This is a genomic window from Bacillus sp. FSL K6-0972 (assembly GCF_037976035.1).
Lineage (GTDB): Bacteria > Bacillota > Bacilli > Bacillales > Bacillaceae > Bacillus > Bacillus haynesii.
In genome coordinates, this window is the sequence record NZ_CP150260.1 from 2,578,534 (window position 1) to 2,600,933 (window position 22,400).

Below are 22,400 nucleotides of genomic sequence, written 5' to 3' on the forward strand. Positions count from 1 at the left end.
CTTTTGAGTAGGTTTCCACAGAACCGCTTAAACATGCATCCTTCCGAAAATCAAAAAAACCGCAAGCTTTTCAGCTTGCGGTTTTACATCTTATTTCATCCACTCAGTGTGGAAAATGCCTTCTTTATCTGTACGCTCATACGTATGGGCGCCAAAGTAGTCGCGCTGCGCCTGAATCAGGTTGGCCGGCAGGGTTGCAGTGCGATAGCTGTCAAAATAAGCGAGAGCGCTTGAGAAGCAAGGTACAGGAATTCCTTGTTCAACCGCAAGGGAAATCGTTTTGCGGAGAGCTCCCTGATAGCTTTCAACGATATTTTTGAAGTACGGGTCAAGAAGTAGGTTGTCAAGCTCAGGATCGCGGTCATACGCTTCTTTGATTTTTTGCAGGAACGCTGCGCGGATGATGCATCCTCCGCGGAAAATCATCGCGATATCACCGTATTTCAAATCCCAGCCGTATTCTTCTGATGCGGCTTTCATTTGAGCGAAGCCTTGTGCGTAAGAACAGATTTTGCTCATGAAGAGCGCTTTTCTGACCGCTTCGATCAGCTCTTCTTTGTTCTCAGCGGCCGGTTTCGCTTCAGGTCCTGCCAGAAGCTTGCTCGCTTTAACGCGCTCTTCTTTCATGGAAGAGATGAAGCGGGCGAAAACAGATTCCGTAATGATCGGAAGCGGAACGCCCAGGTCAAGAGCGCTTTGGCTCGTCCATTTTCCTGTGCCTTTTTGACCTGCTTTATCGAGGATGACGTCAACGAGCGGCTTGCCCGTTTCCTCATCTTTTTTCGTGAAAATGTCAGCCGTGATTTCGATCAGATAGCTGTCAAGCTCTCCTTTATTCCACTCGGAAAAGACTTCGTGAAGCTCATCTGAAGACAGACCGACAATGTGTTTCAAAATAAAGTAGGATTCTGAGATCAGCTGCATGTCGCCGTATTCGATGCCGTTATGAACCATTTTTACATAATGGCCGGCGCCGTCAGGACCGATGTATGTCGTACACGGTTCGCCGTCCACTTTTGCAGAAATGGCTTCAAGAATCGGCTTGACAAGCTCATGGGCTTCCTTTTGTCCGCCTGGCATGATAGAAGGTCCTTTCAGAGCCCCTTCTTCACCGCCGGAAACTCCGGTGCCGATGAAGTGAATGCCGCTTTCGGCAAGCTCTCTGTTTCTTCTCTGCGTATCTTTATAATATGTATTTCCGCCGTCAATCAAAATGTCGCCTTTTTCAAGATGAGGCAGAAGCGATTGAATCGTTGCGTCTGTCGGTGTTCCAGCTTTGACCATCAAAAGAATTTTGCGCGGTTTTTCAAGAGATGCAACGAACTCTTCAATGCTGTATGTACCGACAACATTTTTACCTGCAGCTTCTTTCAGAAACTCTTCCGTTTTCGCGCTTGATCTGTTGTAAACAGAAACCGAAAACCCGCGGCTTTCAATGTTTAAAGCCAAGTTTTTTCCCATTACTGCTAAACCAACTACACCTATTTGTTGTTTTGCCATGTCTAACGTCCCTTCTTAAAGCGTTTAGCATTATAGTTTAATTTTTATTTAAATTGAAATTACCACACTTCGACCTACATTTTCAAGCTATTGATCTTGTCTCTCGTCCTGGAAAAAATCTTTGTTAAAGCTTGTTCCGCTCGTTTTGCTTTCTTTCTTCACGATCCTGATCCCTTTTTTGATGAGGTCTGTTCCATATTTTTCATTCAGTTCAGCCATCACTTTTTGGATCGGCTCATCTTTGGCATCCTCATGAAACGAAAACAAATCAAGCTGTTTGACGGCTTCCTTTCGATTGACGAGATCTGTTCCCGTCACGCCCAAAAGCCTGACAGGGCTTCCGTGCCAATGCTGCCTGAAAAGGGCTTTCGCTTCCTTCGCAATGTCCTCTCTTGAATCGGTCGGATTCAGAAGGGTCTTGCTTCTTGTTATGTTCGTCCAGTCCGCAAAGCGGATCATGATGAAAACTTTTGCTGCCATGACCTCTTTTCGCTTCAGCCTGTCGCTTACTGAAACAGAAAGCTTGTCAATCAGACCGAACAGCTCCTTCTCATCTGTGCTGTCATGCGGGAGGGTCGAGGAATTGCCGACACTTTTGAATTCGTATATTCTGTCGGGATTCACCTCTCCTGTGTCGATGCCGTTTGCCCTCCTTTTTAAACGGGGACCGTTGATGCCAAGGAGGCCCTTTAAAGCATACTCATCTGCGGCAGCCAAATCGCCGATCTTTTCGATCTCGAGCGTCTTGAGCTTTTCGGCGGTTTTCCGCCCGACTCCGTACATCTCGCTGATGTCCATGGGCCAAAGAATCCGGGGCACTTCGCGCTTTCTCAATATCGTAATGCCGAGCGGTTTTTTCATATCCGAAGCCATTTTGGCCAGGAATTTATTCGGAGCGATCCCGATGCTTGACGGAAGCAGCAGTTCTTCTTGAAGGCGCTCCTGAATTTCCTTTGCCGTTTCATATGCCCGATTTCTGTATGGCGTGTCCGTTAAATCCATGTACCCTTCATCAATGGAAACAGGCTCGACAAGGTCCGTGTACTCCCTGAGCACTTGAAACATTTCTCTTGAAGAGCTTCTGTAACGGTCGAAATTCGGCGGCTTGACGATCAGCTCAGGACAGAGCCGCTTCGCTTCCCAGAGCGGCATGGGCGGTTTGACGCCGCGTGCTCTCGCCTCATAGCTGCACGTGACGACAATTCCTTTCCGTTCCTTCGCATTTCCCGCGATGGCGAGCGGCCTGCCTTTCAGCGAAGGGTCATACGCCATTTCAACAGACGCGTAAAAGCTGTTCATATCGATATGAAAGATGACTCTCCCCTTTTGTTTATCAGCAGACAAAACGGCTCCCTCCTGGTACTCTGATTAGACATCCCGGCTATCATATAGTAAGATGTTAAATGAAATGGAAGTGATAAAAGATGATTCTTGAATCTTTCAACGATGCTTTTTTTCTGTTTGAGTTTTTCACAATCGTCCTTCCCGCACTGACGGCGATCGGTATCGCCCTCATCCTCAAGGATTGCAATACAGGCGACAGCTGGAAAACGAAACGGTTTGAAGAATATCATGCAATACAGTTTGTTTCTGCAATCGATTTTCTCATCATCCTATATCATCGCATTACGGTATGGATAAGTAAAGTCATTCGCATGAAAGCTTCATCGAACGACGATGAAGACCACCGTTTCCTTCTTCTTTCAATTTAAACGGGAAAAGGCGTCCGGCATACGGGCCCTTTTATTCAGAAGGAGGAGAACGTGTTGAACACGAAATTAAAACAAATGTTTGCGACTGCAATGTTTTTGGTCATGACCATGTTTATAGGTGAACAAGCTTCGGCAGCCACTGGCAGTACCGGAGGAAGCGACAACTTCTTCCACCATTATGTCGTGGTACCTTTTTCAGAGCTGATTAAAGGTATCGCCGGATTTTTCCACGGAAACTACGGACTGTCGATTATTTTTGTGACCATCATCGTCCGGGTTCTCGTCTTTCCGCTGTTTGCCAACCAGTATAAAAAACAGCGGGCAATGCAGGAAAAAATGGCACTTGTCAAACCTGAGCTGGATGCAATTCAAAGCAGGTTAAAAAAGACGAAAGATCCTGTGAAGCAAAGGGAAATTCAGCAGGAGATGATGCAGCTTTACCAAAAGCACAACATCAACCCGCTGGCGATGGGCTGCCTGCCGATGCTGATTCAGTTTCCGATTCTGATCGGTTTTTATTATGCGATCCGCTCGACGCCTGAAATTGCTTCGCACTCTTTTCTCTGGTTTAACCTCGGGCATTCTGATATTATCGTATCTTTATGCGCCGGGTTCATGTACTTTATCCAGTTCTATGTGTCTCAAAAGCTGAACGCACAGAACGCTCAATCAAATCCGGCGGCTCAGCAGTCCGCCAAAATCATGGGCTTCTTTTTCCCAGTGATGATGACGATCTTTTCGATCAATGTCCCTGCAGCCCTGCCGCTGTACTGGCTGACAAGCGGACTGCTTCTGACGATTCAATCCGTCGTTCTTCATCAAGTTTACCAAAAAAACAAAAAAGCCATTCAGCCTGCTGAATCGGCTACAAAATAAAAAAGCTTGCGCCTTTAAAGGCGCAAGCTTTTTTGTATTTCCCTTCAATCTTCTCGATCGTGACTTCGGGAATGGTGAGGCCGTTTCCGCTGAAACCATCGACTGGAGCTGAAACGGTGACTTTCCCTGTAAAAACCCCGCCTTTATGAAGGATTTGCTACTTCCTCAATAATGGCAACGACCATTTCTGCAGTTTTAACAAGTTCCTCAATCGGCATTTTTTCGTTTTTCGTATGGATTTGTTCATATCCGACTGCAAGGTTGACAGTCGGAATGCCGTGTCCTGCGATGACGTTCGCATCGCTTCCTCCGCCGCTCGTCAATAGCTCGTACGGACGGCCGATTTTCCCGGCGGCTTTTTTGGCGATTTCAACGACGAGATCCCCGTCTTTGTATTTAAAGCCCGGATACATGACTTCGATTTCCACCTCGGCTCTGCCACCCATTTCAGCGGCGGCTGCTTCAAACGCCTGCTTCATTTTTTCGGTCTGCTTTTCCATTTTTTCCGGAACAAGCGAACGGGCTTCAGCGAGAATGTCGACCTGATCGCAGACGATATTGGTTTGCGTTCCGCCCTCAAAGCGGCCGATATTAGCCGTCGTCTCCTCGTCGATGCGGCCAAGCGGCATTTTGGCAATCGCTTTTGAAGCGATCGTGATCGCGGAGACTCCTTTTTCCGGCTCTACTCCGGCATGAGCCGTTTTTCCGTAGACAGTTGCTCTAATTTTCGCCTGTGTCGGCGCTGCGACGATAATATTGCCGACCTTCCCGTCGGAATCAAGCGCATATCCGTAATCGGCTTTGATCAGCGATCGGTCTAAAGCTTTCGCTCCGACAAGCCCCGATTCTTCGCCGACCGTAATGATAAACTGGATCGTTCCGTGCGGAATGTTTTTTTCTTTCAGCACTTTTACGGCTTCAAGCATCGCTGCAAGGCCTGTTTTGTCGTCAGCTCCCAAAATCGTTGTGCCGTCTGTTTTGACATATCCGTCTTCAATGACCGGCTTCACGCCTTTTCCGGGCACGACGGTATCCATGTGGGATGTAAAGTAAATCGTGTCCGCCTCTTTCGTTCCCGGAAGCGTGCACACGAGGTTTCCCGCTCCGTGCCCCGTTTTTGGCGCTGTGTCATCCTCCACGACATCCATTCCAAGCGCCGTAAATTTTTCTTTCAGCACCTTGCAGATGTCAGCTTCATGTTTTGTCTCGGAATCAATTTGCACAAGTTCTAAAAACTCTTCTAACAGACGTTTTTCATTCATGCTAGTTTCCCCTCCATTTTTTAAAGCGGTATATTTCCATGCTTTTTGTCCGGCCGGATTTCTTTTTTGCTCTTCAGCATGTCAAACGTTTGGATCAGCTTCTTCCGCGTCTCTTTCGGATCGATGATATCGTCAACCATGCCGTATCTTGCAGCGGTAAAAGGGCTTGAAGCCTGCATGCACTTCCGGATTTTTTCCTCGCGGGCGGCCCGCGGGTCTTCTGACCGTTCGATTTCCTTCGCAAACAGCACGTCTGCAGCTTCCCCGGCGCCCATCACTGCAATTTCTGCATTCGGCCAAGCAAACACGGCATCCGCTCCAAGCGCCTTGCTGTTTAAAGCGACATATGCTCCGCCGTATGCTTTTCTTAAAATGACCGTCACCTTGCAGACGGCGGCTTCCGCATACGCGTAAAGGATTTTGGCGCCGTGCCTGATCACCCCGCCGTGCTCTTCGCGTATTCCCGGAAGAAAACCGGGACAATCAACCAAAGTCAAAATCGGGATCTGAAAGGAATCGCAAAAACGGATAAACCGGGCGATTTTGTCAGCCGCATCCATGCTGAGGCTTCCGGCTAAATACTTCGGCTGGTTGGCCACGATCGCCGCCGTTTCCCCCGCTATCCTTGCAAAACCGATCACCGCGTTTTTGGCAAAATGGCACTGCACTTCAAAAAACGTTCCGCTGTCTGCGATTTCCGCGATGATCTGTTTGACATCATACGGCCGCTGACCGTCTTCAGGCAGGATCGTCATTAAAGCAGGCCTTATATCATGATCTTTCGCCTTTCTCGTCTTGGCTGGAGGCTTTTCTTCGTAATTCTGGGGGATGTAGGACAAGAGCTTGCGCACCTCACTGAGGACGGCCTCATCGGAATCCCCGGAAAAATGGGCATTCCCGCTGATTGAATTATGTATATAGGCGCCCCCCAATTCTCCGGAGCTGACAGCTTCGCCTGTCGCCGTTTTGATGACTTTCGGACCGGTAATGAACATCTGTCCGGTTTTTTCGCTCATGAAAACGAAGTCGGTCAAAGCTGGAGAATAAACCGCGCCGCCCGCACAAGGCCCGAGAATGACAGAGATTTGCGGAATGATGCCTGAGCAAAGGACATTTCGGTAAAAAATATGACCGTATCCATCTAATGATAGCACACCCTCTTGAATTCTCGCACCACCTGAGTCGTTCAGACCGATGAAAGGGGCCTTATTTTTGAGGGCAAGATCCATGACGGCCGCTATTTTTTTGGCGTGCATTTCTCCGAGTGCTCCGCCGGTGACGGTAAAATCCTGGGAAAACAGATAAACGGGCCGCCCGTCGATTTTTCCGAATCCCGTGACAACCCCGTCGCCTAACGGGCCGCCGGACTGCCGGCTTCTGGCAAAGGCATTCAGTTCAGTGAACGTTCCCTCATCAAGCAGAAGATCAATTCTCTCTCTGGCGGTGAGCTTGCCTTTTTGCTTCTGCCTGTCGATCCGTTCCTGCCCGCCCCCAAGTAAAGCTTTTTGGCGGCTGTTGTTTAAATCGTCGACTCTTTCAAACATATTCATCGCGTTCTGCCCCTTCTCTATTTGATTCTTACACGAAACTTGTCCGATGAAAAAAAGCAGTATAAAATAATGGGAGATTAAAAAACAGAGGTGAAAAACTTGTCTCGAAAATTCATCAAATTCATGGTTATTTTAATGATCGGCGTCATGGTGCTGACCACTCTGCTTACCGGACTCAGCATGATTTTTTAATACAAATAATGAAAGCAGGCGGCTCTTTTTGCGGAGAAACGCCTGCTTTTTTTCGGGCTGGGACTTCCGCAAGAATAGAAAAAACCGCACGGGTTTCCCCCTGTCTCATTAGATTGACCAATGAAGGAGAAACTCATGCGGTTATGCAGGAGATTTAATTCCTTTAAAGTAGCTCTTAATCACAAGATACTGTTCCATTTCGCCGAGAAAGTTGAAAAGAGCAGCGCGCGCTTCAAATTCTTCCCGTGTCGTCGGCAGCTCCATCTCATCAATCTCCTCTCTCATTTTCACGAGCCGCTTCAAAAACTTATGAGCCGTATTTCCGGGATGAATGGCCCCTCTTAAATCATGAAGAAACGCTGCGATCATCTGCCCCTGTTCAACCGTCATCGAAATCGACGTGATTTTCGGCAGCACCCTTTCGATAATTTCAAATTGCTTTTCTCTCATTTTAAAGTAGTGATAATAGAGGTTTTCGTGCCTGAGAAAATGATTTTCCACATCGCGGTATGCCAGGGTCTTCGCTTCATTGATCAAACGGTGCGTCTCAGGAATCTCTTTTCCCATCCAGTCCTGTTCCCCGGTCAGCAAATAGCGTTCGATTTCTTCAAAAATCTTGGCAAAGTTATCTTCGATTTTCTGCTGATACTGTTTGAGCTCTTTATCGAGGCTCGGCATGTACAAATTCATCAGCAGGGCAACGCCGATTCCCGTAATGATGATGAGGCATTCGTTCCAAATGAGAGAAAGGGTGATCCCTTCTGACATATAAAGATGTAGAATGATGACCGAACTTGTGACGATTCCTTCTTTTATTTTCAGAAGAACGGTTGTCGGAATAAAGAACAGCAGCATCAGACCGATGACAGCCGGATGATAGCCGATCAGTTCAAAAAACGCGTATGAAAAAACGATCGCAAGAATGCATGCCGCAAACCGGGCCCATGATGCCTGAAGGGACCGCTTTTTCGTCACTTGAATACAGAGGATCGTGATGATCCCTGTCGACACAAAATTATGAAGGCCGAGCAGCTGTGCGATATAGATGGCCAATGCTGTGCCAAGCGCTGTTTTTAATGTGCGATAACCTATTTTAAACATCGTTAACCCCAATCTTTTCTGCTAGTCTTAGTGAATAAAAAAGAAGAAGATCATCATCTTCTTCAGCTTATTTTATAGTATTTTCTCTAAAAAGTCTTGAGCTCTTTTCGATTTTGGAGAAGAAAAAAACGCTTTAGGATCATCGTCTTCAACAATGGTTCCTTCGTCCATGAAAAGCACCCTGTCTGCGACTTCTTTGGCAAAGCCCATTTCGTGCGTCACGATCACCATCGTCATCCCGGTTTTCGCCAAATCCTGCATCACCTGAAGCACTTCTTTGACCATCTCGGGATCAAGTGCTGATGTCGGCTCGTCAAACAGCATGATGTCCGGATTCATCGCCAGCGCCCTCGCAATCGCAACGCGCTGCTTTTGCCCCCCTGATAAACGGTTCGGATAATCATCTTTTTTATCGATAAGCCCCACTTTCTCAAGCAGTTCTTCCGCTTTTTTCACTGCTTCCTGTTTGCTTTCTTTTTTGACATGGACAGGTGCATACGTAATATTTTCAAGAACCGTTTTATGCGGAAACAAATGAAAATGCTGAAAGACCATGCCGATGTTCTCTCTGATTTTCAGCACATTTGTTTTCGGGCTTGTAATCTCTTGATCCTGAATGAAAATGCTGCCCTCCGTCGGCTTTTCGAGCAGGTTTAAGCAACGCAGAAACGTTGACTTGCCTGAGCCCGACGGACCGATGACAGCGGCTACTTCGCCTTTTTCAAAGGAAACGGAGATATGTTTAAGCACCTCGTGCTTTCCGAAAGATTTTGAGAGATTGCGAACATTAATCATTGACATTCAGCTTCCTTTCAATCGCTTTGCCGACAAACGTCAGGATCAAAACGAGCACATAGTAGATGAGACCCGCAAACAGCATCGGCTCAAGCGGGCTGTAGATCGCAGCTCCAGCCTGATAGCTTCGTCTCATAATATCGCCGAGTCCGATGACGGTGACAACAGCCGATTCCTTTGTCAATGTAATCGATTCGTTGATCAGCGCGGGCATGATATTTTTAAAGGCCTGCGGCAGCAAGAGATCCTTCATCATCTTTGCATATGGGACGCCCAGGGCCATCGCCGCCTCTTTTTGTCCTTTGTCGATCGCATTGATTCCGGCTCTGATGATTTCTGATACATAAGCAGCGGAATTTAAGCCGAATGCGATGACAGCCGCCCAATAAGCATCAATATCAAAGCCAAGCACCTGAGGCAGCCCGTAATAGACGATCATCAGCTGCAGAACGAGCGGTGTCCCCCGGAATATGGAAGTGTAAAAGTCGGCAATCCATGCGAGGGGCTTGATCGAACTGATTTTTAAAAGCGTAATCAAAACCCCCAGCAAAAATCCAAGCACAGCCGCAGCCGCGACCACCTTTAAGGTAACGCCCAAGCCTTCCAGGATGAAAGGCATCTCAGGTATTGTACTAGAAAAATCAAGAAAATTCATGATGACTCTCCCTCTCCCGCCTCATCATCAAAGAGGCGTACATCGCTTTAGAAAAAAAAGTTCAACAAAAAGTTGAACTTTTCACGCTTACTTTTTTGTTTCTCCGCCGAACCATTTTTCTTTCAGCTTATCAAGTTCTCCGCTTTTCTCCATCTCTTCAAGCGCTTTGTTGAACTTCTCGGTCAAATCGCTTCCCTTTTTGAAGGCGATCGCGGAACCGGCTTTTTCATCCGGTTCTTTCGGCAGATTGTAGCCAACCAGTTCTTCATTTTTATCAATATATTTTTCGGCAACGATATCTTCAATGATTGCTGCGTCGAAGCGGCCCGCTTTGATTTCTTCGGTTAAATCCGAAATACGGTTGCGGTTTTCAACTTTTAAATTGTAATCCGGTGTGAGCTCCTTCGCTTTTTCTTCCTGGATGGAGCCAAGCTGTACACCGACCGTTTTTCCTTTCAAGTCATCAAGCGATTTGATGCCGCTTGATTTTTTCGTAACGATCGTGTTGTGAGCCGTATAGTAGACGTTTGAAAAATCGACCTGCTTTTTGCGTTTAGGCGTCGGCGTCATTCCTGAAAGCACAATGTCGACTTTGTTTGTTTTAAGAGCGGTCACCAGGCCGTTGAAGTCCATGTCTTTCACTTCGATTTCATGGCCCGTTTTTTCAGCCAGTGCATTGGCCAGATCAACATCAAAACCGACAATCTGATCTCCGTCTTTCGATTCAAAAGGCGGGTAATCGGCAGAAGTTCCCATCACCAATGTTTTTTTATCATCAGAGCTGCTGCTCGTCCCGCAAGCAGCCAATGCAAATGTGACACATGCTGTCACTACCAGTAACATCCATTTTTTCATGTTGTGTATCCCCCTGAACCTGTTTGAATATTTATTCGTTGTTATGTATTTTAAACATTTTCTGAGGCGGATGCAATACCATTTTGAAAAATAACTAAAAAACCTTCAAGTAAGCCTTTAAATACCAATCAAACACCTGTGTTTTTATCTTTCCGACTGCATATAAAAAGAATTTTTATACACAAAAAAAGCCTGCCATATGTTTTGGCAGGCGGTATTTCCCTTATACTTCTTCACAGTATTCTTCAAACAATCCTTGAAGCTTGGTGATGACAGCCATCGGCTCATAGCCTTCAATTTCATGGCGTTCTACCATTTTTAAAATCTTGCCGTCTTTTAAAAGGGCGAATGACGGAGAAGAAGGCGGATATCCTTCAAAATATTCCCTTGCTCTGGCCGTCGCTTCTTTGTCTTGTCCGGCAAAAACGGTGACGAGATGATCCGGGCGCTTATCGTAATGAACTGCATGATGCGCGGCAGGTCTTGCAATCCCCCCTGCACAGCCGCAGACGGAGTTGACCATCACAAGCGTAGTGCCTTTTTTCGCGAGCGCTTCATCGACTTCTTCAGGCGTTTTCAGTTCGGTGTAGCCGGCAGCCGTTATTTCCTGTCTGGCCTGGCGCACGACATCGTTCATAAACAGATTAAAATCCATGTTCACTTTAAGATCTCTCCTTTTTAGCCGCTTTCAGCATAATGCTAAAGCCGCTGTTTGCTCATCTGTTCTAATGATACTTTGAAACCGTCCGGACCGCAAATCAGGCGATTCGTGTTCCTTCAGGTTTATGGCACGGGCAGCCCGGGGAAAAATAAGTAAAGACCCTATAAAATAAAGGAGTACTTTATGAACCGAAAAAAAGCAATGCTGATATACAACGGAAATGCAGGGCAAAAAAATGTTGAAAAAACACTCGGTGCTGCCGTACCGATTCTTTCACAAGCTATAGACGAACTCATCGTGAAGCCGACGAGAAAAAAACGCGATGCGTTCGAATTTTGCCGGGAGATCGGGGAGGATATCGGGCAATTGTTTATATTAGGCGGTGACGGGACTGTACACGAATGCATTAACGGCATCAGTCGGCTTCAAACCAAGCCTGATATCGGCATCCTCCCGGGCGGTACATGCAACGACTTTTCGAGGGCGCTCCGCATTCCCCAGAACATTGAAAAAGCGGCGGAAGCGCTCGTCAATGGAAATCCCGTCCCGGTCGATGTTTTAAAAGCAAATGATCATTATTGTCTCAACTTTTGGGGCATCGGATTGATCACGGAAGCTTCCAGCCATATCAATCAAACGGAAAAAGCGCTGCTCGGGAGAATCAGTTATTTTACGAGCGCACTGCGGACAATCTCCAATCTTGAGCCCTTCTCTTTCCGACTGTCGATCGACGGAGAAGAGTTTACTGACGAAGCGGTCATGGTGGTCGTGCTGAACGGGCCATTTATCGGAACGAACAAGATCCCCCTTCCGCAGCTGAGCATTAACGACGGCAAAGCGGACATCCTCGTCTGCCGGAATACAAACCTGGCTGCATTGAAAGAGCTTTTTGCAATGGATGATCCCGAATGGGAATCCTTTGAAGGCGAGCTCTCCTATTATCAGGGGCAAACCGTTCAAGTTGAAACCGCCCTTCCAATGGACGCCGATACAGACGGCGAAATCTGCACAAAAACGCCGGCTTCAATCGAGGTGTTAAACGGGCATCTCCGCATGCTCGCCCCCTTAGAAAAAGAAAAAAGCTGACCCTTAACGGGCCAGCTCTTCTTTTTTAATAGATAGACGTATGATCATCGATTTGTTCCAGAATCTCTTTCACACGGGCAAGGAATCTGCCGCAAATGAGGCCGTCAAGCACTCTGTGATCGAGGGATAAGCACAGGTTCACCATATCCCTGACCGCGATCATGCCATGCTCCATGACGACGGGACGCTTGACGATCGATTCAACCTGCAGAATGGCCGCCTGCGGATGGTTGATGATCCCCATCGACTGAACCGATCCGAACGAACCAGTATTGTTGACCGTAAACGTACCCCCGCTCATATCCCCGCTGGTCAGCTTACCGCTTCTGACCTTATGAGCCAGTTCGGAGATTTCTCTCGCGATGCCTTTAATCGTTTTTTCATCGGCATGCTTGATGACAGGAACGTATAACGCATCGTCAGTCGCTACTGCAATTGAGATGTTGATGTCTTTTTTCTGAATAATTTTATCTCCGGCCCACATGCTGTTCATTTGCGGGAATTCCTTTAGCGCCTGTGCGACCGCTTTGACAAAGAACGCGAAAAAGGTCAGGCTGAAGCCCTCTTTCTTCTTGAATTCGTCTTTTATTTTGTTGCGGTAGCTCACAAGACTTGTGACATCCACTTCCATCATCGTCCAGGCATGAGGGATTTCATGCTTGCTTCTGACCATGTTAGTCGCAATTGCATGACGGATTCCAGTCACAGGAATCTCGACGTCTCCAGCCGCACTTTGAGGCGGTGCAGCTTGAGGGGCGGCTTGCGCCGGTTTTTGAACAGGTTCACTCGTTCCCGCTGCATTTGCACCCGGCTGTTTTTCCGGCGCTACATCAGCTTGAGGAACAGCTCCGGAAGCAATGATACGCTGGATGTCTTTTCTTGTGATCCGTCCGCCGGCACCAGTACCTTCCACCTGCTCCAAGTCAATGTTGTGCTCTCCGGCAAGTCTCAGCACCGCCGGGGAATAACGTTTTTTCTGAGATGTATCTTTCGCCTCCGGTTTGGCCGGCTCCGCTTCCGCTTGATCTGGCTTGGAAACAGCCTCAGCCTCCGGTTTCGCATCTTCATTAGTTTCGACTTTGCAGATGACGTCTCCGACTTGCAGAGTTTCGCCTTCCTTCCCGACAAGCTCGGTAATCGTTCCCGTGAACGATGAAGGGACTTCAGCATTGACCTTATCCGTCATCACTTCAGCAATCGGGTCGTATTTGTTGACGTGATCTCCGACGCTGACGAGCCATTTGCTGATGGTTCCCTCAGTCACGCTCTCTCCGAGCTGCGGCATTGTCATTTGTTCCACTGCCATACGATATGTCCTCCTTCGCTATATTAAAACTCGGCCAATTCTCTCATCGCTGCTTCTGCTTTATCCGGATTGACCATAAAGAATTTTTCCATTGTAGGAGCATACGGCATTGCCGGGACGTCAGGGCCCGCCAACCGTTTAATCGGCGCGTCCAAATCGAACAGGCAATGCTCTGAAATGATCGCGGCTACTTCACTCATAATGCTGCCTTCCTTCGTATCCTCGGTCATCAGAAGCACTTTGCCCGTTTTGGAAGCCGCTTCAATAATCGCTTCCTGATCGAGCGGATATACCGTTCTTAAATCAAGGATATGTGCGGAAATCCCGTCTTTGGCAAGCCGCTCGGCAGCCTGAAGGGCGAAATGGACGCACAATCCGTATGTGATGACAGTAATGTCTTCGCCTTCCCGCTTCACGTCCGCCTTTCCGATCGGCAGTACATAGTCGTCATTCGGCACTTCGCCCTTGATCAGCCGGTATGCACGCTTATGTTCAAAGAACAGCACAGGATCATCATCGCGGATGGCCGCTTTCAAGAGCCCTTTGACATCATAAGGCGTCGAAGGCATGACGATTTTCAGTCCGGGCTGGTTGGCAAACACGGCTTCAACCGACTGTGAATGGTACAGCGCGCCGTGCACGCCTCCGCCGTAAGGTGCGCGGATGACGATCGGACAGTTCCAGTCATTGTTGGAGCGGTAGCGGATTTTTGCCGCTTCCGAAATAATCTGGTTGACAGCCGGCATAATAAAATCAGCAAACTGCATTTCGGCGACCGGTCTCATTCCGTACATGGCAGCCCCGATTCCGACGCCGGCAATTGCGGATTCTGCCAAAGGCGTATCCATCACCCGCTCTTCGCCGAACTGGTCGTAAAGACCGGCTGTCGCCTTGAACACACCGCCTTTTTTGCCGACATCCTCCCCTAAAACAAAGACGCGGGAATCCTTTTCCATTTCTTCTTTCAAAGCCAAAGTGACAGCATCTATATATGACATAACTGGCATTGTTCTTCCCCCTTACTCCGCATAAACATGCCGCAGCGCATCTTCCGGATCTGCATAAGGTGCATGTTCAGCATAATCTGTTGCTTCATTGACGATGGTTGTGATCTCATCTGACATTTGCTTCTCAGACTGGTCATCCAGAAGTCCTGCTTCTCTTAAGTATTGTGCGAATTTGTTAAGCGGATCATTTTTCTTCGCCTCCGCCACCTCTTCGCGCTCTCTGTAGCTTCGGTCGTCATCATCGCTGGAGTGCGGGGTCAGCCGGTATGATATCGTTTCGATTAATGTCGGACCTTCGCCTCTTCCGGCCCGTTCTCTTGCTTCTTTAACCGCTTTGTAGACTTCAAGCGGATCATTCCCATCAACGGTCACGCCAGGCATGCCGTAACCGACGGCACGGTCGGAAATGTTTTCACAAGCCACCTGCTTTTCGTAAGGAACCGAGATGGCGTATTTATTGTTTTCACACATAAAAATGACTGGAAGCTTATGCACAGCGGCAAAGTTCGCTCCTTCATGGAAGTCCCCCTGGTTTGAAGAACCTTCGCCGAACGTCACAAAAGTCGCGATGTCTTTCTTGTCAAGCCTTCCGGCAAGCGCTACCCCCACCGCATGCGGAACTTGCGTTGTCACCGGTGAAGAGCCCGTGACGATCCGGTTTTTCTTTTGGCCGAAGTGGCTCGGCATCTGCTTTCCTCCTGAATTCGGGTCCTCGGCTTTTGCAAACGCCGACAGCATTAAATCTTTTGCCGTCATTCCAAAAGCAAGCACAACACCCATATCTCTGTAATACGGAAGCACATAATCGTTCTCCCGGTCTAAAGCGAAAGCCGCTCCGACTTGGGCTGCTTCCTGTCCTTGACAAGAGATGACAAAAGGAATTTTGCCTGAACGGTTTAAGAGCCACATCCGCTCATCGAGTTTTCTGGCTAAAAGCATGGTTTTGTACATGTCGATTGCTTGTTCATCTGTTAATCCCACTGCTTCATGACGGTTATTGCCCATTTTTTTCACTCCTTCATGCTTTCTAAAAATGAATCGCTTTTCCATCTACGGCAAGGGCGGCTTCTCCGATCGCCTCAGACAGCGTCGGATGCGGGTGGATCGTTTGTCCGACTTCCCACGGAGTGGCGTCAAGCACCTTTGCCAGACCGGCTTCAGATATCATGTCTGTCACATGCGGGCCGATCATGTGAACGCCCAAAATATCATCTGTTTCGCGATCGGCGACGATTTTGACAAAGCCGTCCGTCTCACCGTACACGAGCGCTTTCCCAATCGCCTGAAACGGAAATTTGCCTACTTTGACGCTCTTGCCCTGCGCCTTTGCCTCATCCTCTGTCAAGCCGACCGATGCGGCTTCAGGGCTTGAATAAATGCATTTTGAGACAAGCGAATAATCGATGGTGTGCGGGTTTTCATCAGCAATATGCTCAACGGCCGTAATCCCTTCGTGGGAAGCTGCATGTGCAAGCTGAAGGCCGCCGATCACATCTCCTATCGCATAGATGTGGGATTCTTTTGTCTGGTACATGCTGTTTGTCACGATAAAGCCGTTTTCCACCTGAATATCCGTGTTTTCCAGACCGATACCTTCAACATTTGCCTGCCTTCCGACCGATACGAGCATTTTCTCAGCGGAATAGGTCTGTTTTTCCCCGTCTTTTTCCGCTTGAATGCTGACCGCATCGCCTTTCGCCAATGTGTCGGGCAGCACTTTTGCTCCCGTGATGATTGTGATGCCTTTTTTCGCGAGCTGCGTCTGCATTTCTTTAGAAATATCAGCATCCTCAGTCGGCAAAATCCGGTCTGCATACTCAATAACGGTCACATCAACACCGAAATCGCACAGCATGGAAGCCCACTCGATTCCGATGACGCCTCCTCCGACAATCAGCATGGAAGCCGGAAGCTGCTCAAGTTCAAGCGCTTCGTCGGATGACAGAACGCTTTCCCCGTCAAGCTCAAGCCCTGGCAGCGACCTGGGCCTTGAACCTGTGGCGATGATGACGTTTTTCGGTATGAGCATCTCATTTTCATCCCCGTTCGCCATCTCGACGGAAACCGTCCCCGGGTTCGGGGAAAAAATCGACGGCCCGAGGATCCGGCCGATTCCTTCATAAACATCGATCTTTCCTTTTTTCATCAAGTGTTTGACTCCGTTGTGCAGCTGATCAATTATTTTTTGTTTTCTGCTTTGAACTTGAGAAAACCGCAGTCCGACTTCAGGAATGACCACTCCGAATTCGTCCGCCTTTTTTGCTGTCCTGTAAACTTCCGCGCTTCTAAGGAGCGCCTTCGACGGGATGCAGCCTTTATGAAGGCACGTGCCGCCGAGTTTCCGCTTTTCAACGACGGCTGTTTTCAGCCCCAGCTGCGAAGCTCTGATGGCGGCCACATAGCCGCCTGTGCCCCCTCCGAGAATCACGAGATCGTATTCAGTTGCCATGACTTTCCCTCCTCTGGTTCGGATACTGTTTTGCCTCTTCTTCGCCGTTCAATACGCGAAACGCACCTTCAGCCAATGCTTGAAGCTCATTTTCTCCCGGAAAGACGAAGACATCCGAAATCCAGTCTATGTATTGTCTGATCGAGGAAACAAACGATTTTCCGTATGCCAGTCCGCCTGTCAAAATAATGACATCAACTTCGCCTTTTAAGACGGCGCTGGCCGCCCCGATTTCTTTGGCGATTTGGTAAGCCATCGCTTCATAGATGAGCGCAGCCTTTTGATCGCCTTCCTTGATCATTTTCTCAACTTTTACCGCGTCCGTCGTGCCGAGATAGCCAGCAAGCCCGCCGCCGCCGACAAGCATTTTCATCAGCTCGTCTTTCGTATATTCGCCGGAAAAGCACATATCGATCAGATCGCCCGCAGGAATGGTTCCGGCCCGCTCGGGACTGAGCGGACCTTCCCCGTGAAGGCCGTTGTTGACATCGATCACCCGTCCGTGGCAATGGACGCCGATCGTGATGCCGCCTCCCATGTGGGTGATGATCATTTTCATATCTTCATAACGCTTCCCGAACTGCCAGGCCGCTTTCCTTGCGACAGCTTTTTGGTTGAGCGCGTGAAAAATGCTGCGCCTTTCAATAGCCGGCGTGCCGGAAACTTTTGCGATAGGGGCCATTTCATCCACAACAACGGGGTCGACGATAAAAGCGGGAATATTTAATCCGTCGGCAATCTCCCTGGCGATGATGCCCCCGAGGTTTGATGCATGCTGCCCCGCATAGCCGTTTTTCAAATCGACGATCATCGCATCATTGACTTCGTAAGTCCCGCCTTCAATCGGTCGGAGCAGCCCTCCCCGGGCACAAACGGCATCAAATTTAGAAATATTGATTCCCTGTTCATGCAGGGTTTCGAGTATCGCCTGTTTTCTGAACGAATATTGATCAATAATGGTCTCGTATTGCTGTAACTCTGCCTCGTCATGACGGATTGATTTTTCGAAAATCGAACGGTCATCATGAAAAACGCCGATCTTTGTAGATGTTGATCCCGGATTGATGACGAGAATACGTTTTTCCTGTACCTGCATTGATTTAAAACCTCCAATAGTGAATAGGGGTTATGATATTAACGTCTGCTTAAGATGTGATGGCCGTTTTGCAAAAATTGACTTCTCGATTGGCGCATGCGCTCAATTCGTTCTTCCGCCAGGCGGTCTGCAGCCAAGTATGTCGGAATGCGGTCGCGTTTCGAAATTTCAAGAACGCGTTCAATGTTTCCGTAGATGCCTTCGACTTTTTTCAGCGCGCGCTCCGAATTATAGCCGTAAAGCTCGTCAGCAACATTGATGACGCCGCCGGCATTGATGACATAGTCCGGTGCATAAACGATGCCCATGTCGTGGATTTGATCCCCGTGGCGGGTTTCTTTCAGCTGGTTGTTGGCTGCCCCGGCAATCACTTTGGCTTTCAGCTGCGGAATCGTATCATCATTGATTGTCGCTCCGAGAGCACATGGCGCATATATATCGCATTCTTGTGAATAAATATCATCCGGATCGACGGCACGGGCGCCGAATTCGGCGACTGCACGTTCGACCGCTTCTTTATTGATGTCGGTCACGATCAGTTTCGCGCCTTCTTCGTGGAGATGGCGGCACAGGTTGTAGGCCACGTTTCCGACGCCTTGGACGGCAACGGTTTTTCCTTCAAGCGAATCTGTCCCGAAGGCCGCTTTTGCCGCCGCCTTCATCCCTTTATATACCCCATAAGCCGTTACCGGAGAAGGATTTCCCGATGAACCGAAAGCAGGTGAAATGCCTGTAACGAAATCAGTTTCGTCATGAATGATGTCCATATCTTCAACGGTTGTACCGACGTCTTCCGCGGTGATGTATCTGCCGTTCAACCCTTGAATGTAACGGCCGAAAGCGCGGAACATTTCTTCATTTTTATCTTTGCGCGGATCGCCGATAATAACGGTTTTGCCTCCTCCGAGGTTCAGTCCGGCCGCCGCATTTTTATAGGTCATTCCCCGCGCAAGGCGCAGCGCATCTTCAATTGCGGCTTCTTCACTTTCGTATGTCCACATTCTCGTGCCGCCGAGAGCTGGCCCGAGCGTCGTATCATGAATCGCGATGATCGCTTTTAAACCGGACTGTTTATCTTGGCAAAATACCAATTGCTCGTAGTCATACTGTTCCATATATCGAAATAGTTCCATTTTTTATTCCTCCTCATGTCGTGCTTCAGACGTACACAGCGCCAAAGCAATCGAATACAACTTGTTTTCTGCGGAATCGGCCCTGCTTGTCAAGGCGATGGGCGCTTTTGCCCCTGCTAAAATGGCCCCCACTTTCGCACCCGCAAAATGAATCAATGATTTGTAAAGGACATTGCCTGTTTCAATTGAAGGAACAAGCAGGATATCGGCCTCGCCTGCTACGATCCCGGAAATGTTTTTATGCCGGGCGGCAAGCGGTGATATCGCGTTATCCAACGCAAGAGGCCCGTCAACGATGCAGTTTTTGATTTGGCCCCGATGATTCATCTGCGTCAAGGCAGCTGCATTCAATGTTGCTTCCATTGCGGGATTCACCGTTTCCACCGCAGCGAGACAAGCGACTTTCGGCATTTGCACGCCGACCGCTCTCGCCACGCCGACTGCGTTTTCTAAAATCTGCTTCAGCCCATCGAGCTTGGGGCTGATATTCATTGCCGCATCTGTTACATAAATCAGCCTCTCAAACCCGCTGACTTCAAATGCTGCTACATGTGAAAGCACATTCGAGGAACGGAGCCCGTACTCTTTGTTCAAAACGGCTTTTAATAGCACAGCTGTCGGGACATTCCCCTTCATGAGAACATCCGCATTTCCGCTTTTGACAGCTTGAACGGCAATTCTTGCCGAATCCGCCGGCGATTCCGAGTGAATGATATCAACGTGCCGTTTTGAAATGTTCTGTTCTGTCATCATATGTCTAATCTTTTCTCTGTGCCCAATCAGCAAGAACCGGGCAAATTGCTTGTCGACCGCAAGTTTGACCGCTTGCAGCACTTCGTCATCTTCTGCATGTGCGACGGCGACCGTTTTATTGTCAAGCTCCGCCGCTTTTTGCAATAATTGTTTCAGCTTCATAGTACCCACCTTTCTAAGCAAACATCCGCCCACTATATCATGCAAGTTTCGTGCCAGTATGAAAAAAGCGGTTCGGTACTGTGAACCTGTTTACAGTTTGCATGATTTTGCACTCATTTTGCAATTTATTGCATGCTATCTTTTGCAAGATTGTATTTATCCATTTTGTAATAGAGATTGCGAATACTGATTCCAAGCGCTTTTGCCGTTTTCGTTCTGTTGTATTGATGCTTTTCAAGCGTTTCTTTAATGACATGGGCTTCAAACCGCTCGACCGCATCAGACAGCTTTTCAACTTCAACTTCAGGGAAAGCCGCTCCGGCTTCCACCTTTTTTTTCGGAAGGTCTGCTTCAGGCAGATGTTCGAGATCAATCCATTCCATTTGCGGTTTTAAAAAGATCATCGCCCGCTCGAGGACATTTTCAAGCTCTCTGACATTCCCCGGCCACTTCCGCGCTTTTAACGATTTGAGCGCGTTGTTCGTAAGCCCCTTTACATTGCGTCCATATTCTTGGTTGATCTTCCCAATTAAGTGCCTGCTCAAGGCTTCGATATCCTCTTTCCGCTGCCTGAGCGGGGGAATCGATATCGGATAGCGATTGATCCGGTAATACAAGTCTTCGCGAAACCGGCCTTCAGCAAGCGCCTTTTCAATATTGACGTTTGTCGCTGCGATGACCCGGACGTTCACAGGGATCGGTTTGGTCCCGCCGACTCTGACGATTTCTTTTTCCTGAAGAACGCGGAGGAGCTTCGCTTGTGTGTTTTGCGAGAGCTCGCCGATTTCATCCAAGAAAATGCTTCCGTTGTTCGCCTCTTCAAAGAATCCTTTTTTCCCGCCGCGGCGCGCACCTGAAAAAGCGCCTTCTTCATAGCCGAACAGCTCTGATTCGAGCAGTGATTCCGAAATGGCCGCACAATTGACGCGGACAAACTTATTATACTTTCGGTCACTTTCGTTATGTATGGCATGGGCAAAAAGCTCTTTCCCCGTTCCTGATTCGCCTCTCAGCAAAATCGTTGCAGGCGTCTTCGCCCCCAATTTCGCCTGTTCCAGCGCGACGAGCATTTGCTCGCTTGACCCGATGATGTCGGCAAATGTATATTTCGCCTCAAGTGTGCGGATAATCTGGCGTGCTCTGTTCAGCTCGTTTGTGAGCGATTGAATTTCAGATACATCGTGAATGACGCCGACGCTCCCTTTTAAAATGCCGTCGACGATAATCGGCGCGACATTAACGATCACTTCTTTTTTATTGGGGCCGACTTTCATTCTGACACCTCTGACCGGGCGCCTCGTTTCAAGCACTTTCAAATGCATGCTTTCACCTTCGGAGATGTCGGTATTAGCCGGCTTCCCGATCACCTGGTCTTTTGTCAGACCCGTCATCTTCGTATACGCCCTGTTGATCATCATCCCGTTTCCGTTTTCATCAACGACAGATATCGCTTCATCGGAAGATTGAATGATCGCTTCAAGCATCGTTCTGACTTCCTTCAGGTTGGTCACCTCTTCAGCCAGCTCGACCGCATCGGTAATGTCCTTAAAAATGCTGAGCGCCCCGAGCAGCGTTCCTCCGTCATCAATAATCGGAATTCGGGTCGTGACGATCTGCCTGTTCGGATGGAGAAATTGTTTTTGATGATACTCAGGCTCTCTCGTATTAAGAATGCGCGGCAGCTTCGTCGTCGGGATCACATTTTGAATATGCTGGCCGATCGCTTCGCTGCGCTTTGTCCCGGTCATAACTTCAGCCATTTTGTTAAACAAAATGATCTCTTCGTTAATGTCGATAAAGATCATGCCGTCATTCATAGAGTTGAAAATACGGTCGTGTTTATACGTCTGCTCTTTTAAGATTTGGATGAGCTGCTGCTTTTCATTCATCAGCTGAGAGATGATATAAGCGAGCGATCCCGGCACCACGATCGTTCTGTCGTGCTTTTTTCGCATCAGCTGCTTTAACACGCCGGCGTCTCCGGTCGTTTCAATGATGATATCGATCTGTTCTGTGATGTATGGCGTCCAGTCGAGTGCCGTTTCGATATCGTTTTTTTGCGCGATGAAAAGCCCGGGCGCTTCCGGATTTTTATCGATGACCGCCTCGATATGCATCGTCTTTGTTTTCAGCAGCAAATCCAAGAGAGCAGTCCCCCCTTTGCCAGCACCAACGATCAGTACTTTTTGCATCATCCCTTTACCCCTTTGTATGAAAAATTTTGCACACTATCACGTTCACTTGCAACA

Annotated in this window: 21 protein-coding genes; 4 read left to right on the forward strand and 17 right to left on the reverse strand. The window is 48.4% G+C overall.

Annotated elements, in window-relative coordinates:
- Positions 1–90: 90 nt before the first annotated feature.
- Complete coding sequence (gndA, locus tag MKX80_RS12825) at positions 91–1,500, reverse strand: NADP-dependent phosphogluconate dehydrogenase (RefSeq protein ID WP_154994571.1); 1,410 nt, start codon at positions 1,498–1,500, stop codon at positions 91–93.
- Positions 1,501–1,587: 87 nt separating this feature from the next.
- Positions 1,588–2,844, reverse strand: a complete 1,257-nt coding sequence (locus MKX80_RS12830) for a DNA polymerase IV (protein ID WP_154994573.1) — start codon at positions 2,842–2,844, stop codon at positions 1,588–1,590.
- An 80-nt stretch (positions 2,845–2,924) separates the two neighbouring features.
- Between MKX80_RS12830 and MKX80_RS12835 the strand changes: the two genes are divergently transcribed.
- Entirely contained in the window at positions 2,925–3,212 is a 288-nt protein-coding gene (locus tag MKX80_RS12835; RefSeq protein WP_154994574.1) for a hypothetical protein, read from the forward strand.
- A gap of 75 nt (positions 3,213–3,287) precedes the next feature.
- Complete coding sequence (locus MKX80_RS12840; RefSeq protein WP_234113232.1) at positions 3,288–4,088, forward strand: membrane protein insertase YidC; 801 nt, start codon at positions 3,288–3,290, stop codon at positions 4,086–4,088.
- A gap of 143 nt (positions 4,089–4,231) precedes the next feature.
- Here MKX80_RS12840 and MKX80_RS12845 read toward each other — a convergent pair whose 3' ends face one another.
- Both MKX80_RS12845 and MKX80_RS12850 read right to left on the reverse strand, forming a co-directional pair.
- Positions 4,232–5,350, reverse strand: a complete 1,119-nt coding sequence (locus MKX80_RS12845; protein ID WP_182070409.1) for a tripeptidase T — start codon at positions 5,348–5,350, stop codon at positions 4,232–4,234.
- A gap of 20 nt (positions 5,351–5,370) precedes the next feature.
- Entirely contained in the window at positions 5,371–6,900 is a 1,530-nt protein-coding gene (locus MKX80_RS12850) for an acyl-CoA carboxylase subunit beta (RefSeq protein ID WP_268343130.1), read from the reverse strand.
- Between the two features lie 90 nt (positions 6,901–6,990).
- On the opposite strand from MKX80_RS12850, the gene prli42 reads away from it, so the two are divergent.
- A complete protein-coding gene (prli42, locus tag MKX80_RS12855; RefSeq protein ID WP_268321753.1) occupies positions 6,991–7,092 on the forward strand; it encodes a stressosome-associated protein Prli42 in 102 nt (33 codons plus the stop codon).
- Between the two features lie 141 nt (positions 7,093–7,233).
- Here prli42 and MKX80_RS12860 read toward each other — a convergent pair whose 3' ends face one another.
- The 5 genes from MKX80_RS12860 to MKX80_RS12880 form a co-directional block, all read right to left on the reverse strand.
- Positions 7,234–8,193, reverse strand: coding sequence for an aromatic acid exporter family protein (locus MKX80_RS12860; RefSeq protein ID WP_268343129.1), 960 nt, complete (start codon positions 8,191–8,193; stop codon positions 7,234–7,236).
- A 72-nt stretch (positions 8,194–8,265) separates the two neighbouring features.
- Complete coding sequence (locus tag MKX80_RS12865) at positions 8,266–8,988, reverse strand: amino acid ABC transporter ATP-binding protein (protein WP_154995289.1); 723 nt, start codon at positions 8,986–8,988, stop codon at positions 8,266–8,268.
- Positions 8,981–9,643 carry an amino acid ABC transporter permease gene (locus MKX80_RS12870; RefSeq protein WP_020452110.1) on the reverse strand — a complete coding sequence of 221 codons (663 nt, stop codon included), beginning with the start codon at positions 9,641–9,643 and terminating at the stop codon, positions 8,981–8,983. The genes MKX80_RS12865 and MKX80_RS12870 overlap by 8 nt, the downstream gene beginning before the upstream one ends.
- Positions 9,644–9,730: 87 nt before the next feature.
- Positions 9,731–10,498, reverse strand: a complete 768-nt coding sequence (locus tag MKX80_RS12875; protein WP_154995284.1) for a transporter substrate-binding domain-containing protein — start codon at positions 10,496–10,498, stop codon at positions 9,731–9,733.
- A gap of 223 nt (positions 10,499–10,721) precedes the next feature.
- Positions 10,722–11,159: a BrxA/BrxB family bacilliredoxin gene (locus MKX80_RS12880; protein ID WP_145654040.1), complete on the reverse strand. Its 438-nt coding sequence runs from the start codon at positions 11,157–11,159 to the stop codon at positions 10,722–10,724.
- A 183-nt stretch (positions 11,160–11,342) separates the two neighbouring features.
- Here MKX80_RS12880 and MKX80_RS12885 point away from each other — a divergent pair, with 183 nt between their 5' ends.
- Positions 11,343–12,245, forward strand: coding sequence for a YegS/Rv2252/BmrU family lipid kinase (locus MKX80_RS12885; RefSeq protein WP_182070406.1), 903 nt, complete (start codon positions 11,343–11,345; stop codon positions 12,243–12,245).
- Positions 12,246–12,270: 25 nt separating this feature from the next.
- Here MKX80_RS12885 and MKX80_RS12890 read toward each other — a convergent pair whose 3' ends face one another.
- From MKX80_RS12890 to MKX80_RS12925, 8 genes are all read right to left on the reverse strand, one after another.
- Positions 12,271–13,551, reverse strand: coding sequence for a dihydrolipoamide acetyltransferase family protein (locus MKX80_RS12890; RefSeq protein WP_182070405.1), 1,281 nt, complete (start codon positions 13,549–13,551; stop codon positions 12,271–12,273).
- A gap of 23 nt (positions 13,552–13,574) precedes the next feature.
- A complete protein-coding gene (locus MKX80_RS12895; RefSeq protein ID WP_154994640.1) occupies positions 13,575–14,558 on the reverse strand; it encodes an alpha-ketoacid dehydrogenase subunit beta in 984 nt (327 codons plus the stop codon).
- Positions 14,559–14,570: 12 nt separating this feature from the next.
- Positions 14,571–15,563, reverse strand: coding sequence for a thiamine pyrophosphate-dependent dehydrogenase E1 component subunit alpha (locus MKX80_RS12900; RefSeq protein WP_216928388.1), 993 nt, complete (start codon positions 15,561–15,563; stop codon positions 14,571–14,573).
- Between the two features lie 22 nt (positions 15,564–15,585).
- On the reverse strand, positions 15,586–17,007 hold the full coding sequence (gene lpdA / locus MKX80_RS12905) for a dihydrolipoyl dehydrogenase (RefSeq protein ID WP_154994636.1): 1,422 nt from the start codon (positions 17,005–17,007) through the stop codon (positions 15,586–15,588).
- Positions 16,997–18,103: a butyrate kinase gene (gene buk / locus MKX80_RS12910; RefSeq protein WP_154994634.1), complete on the reverse strand. Its 1,107-nt coding sequence runs from the start codon at positions 18,101–18,103 to the stop codon at positions 16,997–16,999. The genes lpdA and buk overlap by 11 nt, the downstream gene beginning before the upstream one ends.
- 38 nt (positions 18,104–18,141) lie before the next feature.
- Positions 18,142–19,236: a branched-chain amino acid dehydrogenase gene (bcd, locus tag MKX80_RS12915; RefSeq protein WP_003183340.1), complete on the reverse strand. Its 1,095-nt coding sequence runs from the start codon at positions 19,234–19,236 to the stop codon at positions 18,142–18,144.
- A 3-nt stretch (positions 19,237–19,239) separates the two neighbouring features.
- Positions 19,240–20,151 carry a phosphate butyryltransferase gene (yqiS, locus tag MKX80_RS12920; protein ID WP_154994632.1) on the reverse strand — a complete coding sequence of 304 codons (912 nt, stop codon included), beginning with the start codon at positions 20,149–20,151 and terminating at the stop codon, positions 19,240–19,242.
- Between the two features lie 125 nt (positions 20,152–20,276).
- Positions 20,277–22,343, reverse strand: a complete 2,067-nt coding sequence (locus MKX80_RS12925; RefSeq protein WP_182071009.1) for a sigma-54-dependent Fis family transcriptional regulator — start codon at positions 22,341–22,343, stop codon at positions 20,277–20,279.
- Between the last annotated feature and the right edge of the window lie 57 nt (positions 22,344–22,400).

What these genes read in the sequence shown, in the direction of transcription:
- gndA (WP_154994571.1), bottom strand. Translation starts at nt 1,500, where the DNA reads ATGGCAAAACAACAAATAGGTGTAGTTGGTTTAGCAGTAATGGGAAAA.
- MKX80_RS12835 (WP_154994574.1), top strand. Translation starts at nt 2,925, where the DNA reads ATGATTCTTGAATCTTTCAACGATGCTTTTTTTCTGTTTGAGTTTTTC.
- MKX80_RS12840 (WP_234113232.1), top strand. Translation starts at nt 3,288, where the DNA reads ATGTTTGCGACTGCAATGTTTTTGGTCATGACCATGTTTATAGGTGAA.
- MKX80_RS12845 (WP_182070409.1), bottom strand. Translation starts at nt 5,350, where the DNA reads ATGAATGAAAAACGTCTGTTAGAAGAGTTTTTAGAACTTGTGCAAATT.
- MKX80_RS12850 (WP_268343130.1), bottom strand. Translation starts at nt 6,900, where the DNA reads ATGAATATGTTTGAAAGAGTCGACGATTTAAACAACAGCCGCCAAAAA.
- MKX80_RS12860 (WP_268343129.1), bottom strand. Translation starts at nt 8,193, where the DNA reads ATGTTTAAAATAGGTTATCGCACATTAAAAACAGCGCTTGGCACAGCA.
- MKX80_RS12865 (WP_154995289.1), bottom strand. Translation starts at nt 8,988, where the DNA reads ATGATTAATGTTCGCAATCTCTCAAAATCTTTCGGAAAGCACGAGGTG.
- MKX80_RS12870 (WP_020452110.1), bottom strand. Translation starts at nt 9,643, where the DNA reads ATGAATTTTCTTGATTTTTCTAGTACAATACCTGAGATGCCTTTCATC.
- MKX80_RS12875 (WP_154995284.1), bottom strand. Translation starts at nt 10,498, where the DNA reads ATGAAAAAATGGATGTTACTGGTAGTGACAGCATGTGTCACATTTGCA.
- MKX80_RS12885 (WP_182070406.1), top strand. Translation starts at nt 11,343, where the DNA reads ATGAACCGAAAAAAAGCAATGCTGATATACAACGGAAATGCAGGGCAA.
- MKX80_RS12890 (WP_182070405.1), bottom strand. Translation starts at nt 13,551, where the DNA reads ATGGCAGTGGAACAAATGACAATGCCGCAGCTCGGAGAGAGCGTGACT.
- MKX80_RS12895 (WP_154994640.1), bottom strand. Translation starts at nt 14,558, where the DNA reads ATGCCAGTTATGTCATATATAGATGCTGTCACTTTGGCTTTGAAAGAA.
- MKX80_RS12900 (WP_216928388.1), bottom strand. Translation starts at nt 15,563, where the DNA reads ATGGGCAATAACCGTCATGAAGCAGTGGGATTAACAGATGAACAAGCA.
- lpdA (WP_154994636.1), bottom strand. Translation starts at nt 17,007, where the DNA reads ATGGCAACTGAATACGATCTCGTGATTCTCGGAGGGGGCACAGGCGGC.
- buk (WP_154994634.1), bottom strand. Translation starts at nt 18,103, where the DNA reads ATGCAGGTACAGGAAAAACGTATTCTCGTCATCAATCCGGGATCAACA.
- bcd (WP_003183340.1), bottom strand. Translation starts at nt 19,236, where the DNA reads ATGGAACTATTTCGATATATGGAACAGTATGACTACGAGCAATTGGTA.
- yqiS (WP_154994632.1), bottom strand. Translation starts at nt 20,151, where the DNA reads ATGAAGCTGAAACAATTATTGCAAAAAGCGGCGGAGCTTGACAATAAA.
- MKX80_RS12925 (WP_182071009.1), bottom strand. Translation starts at nt 22,343, where the DNA reads ATGCAAAAAGTACTGATCGTTGGTGCTGGCAAAGGGGGGACTGCTCTC.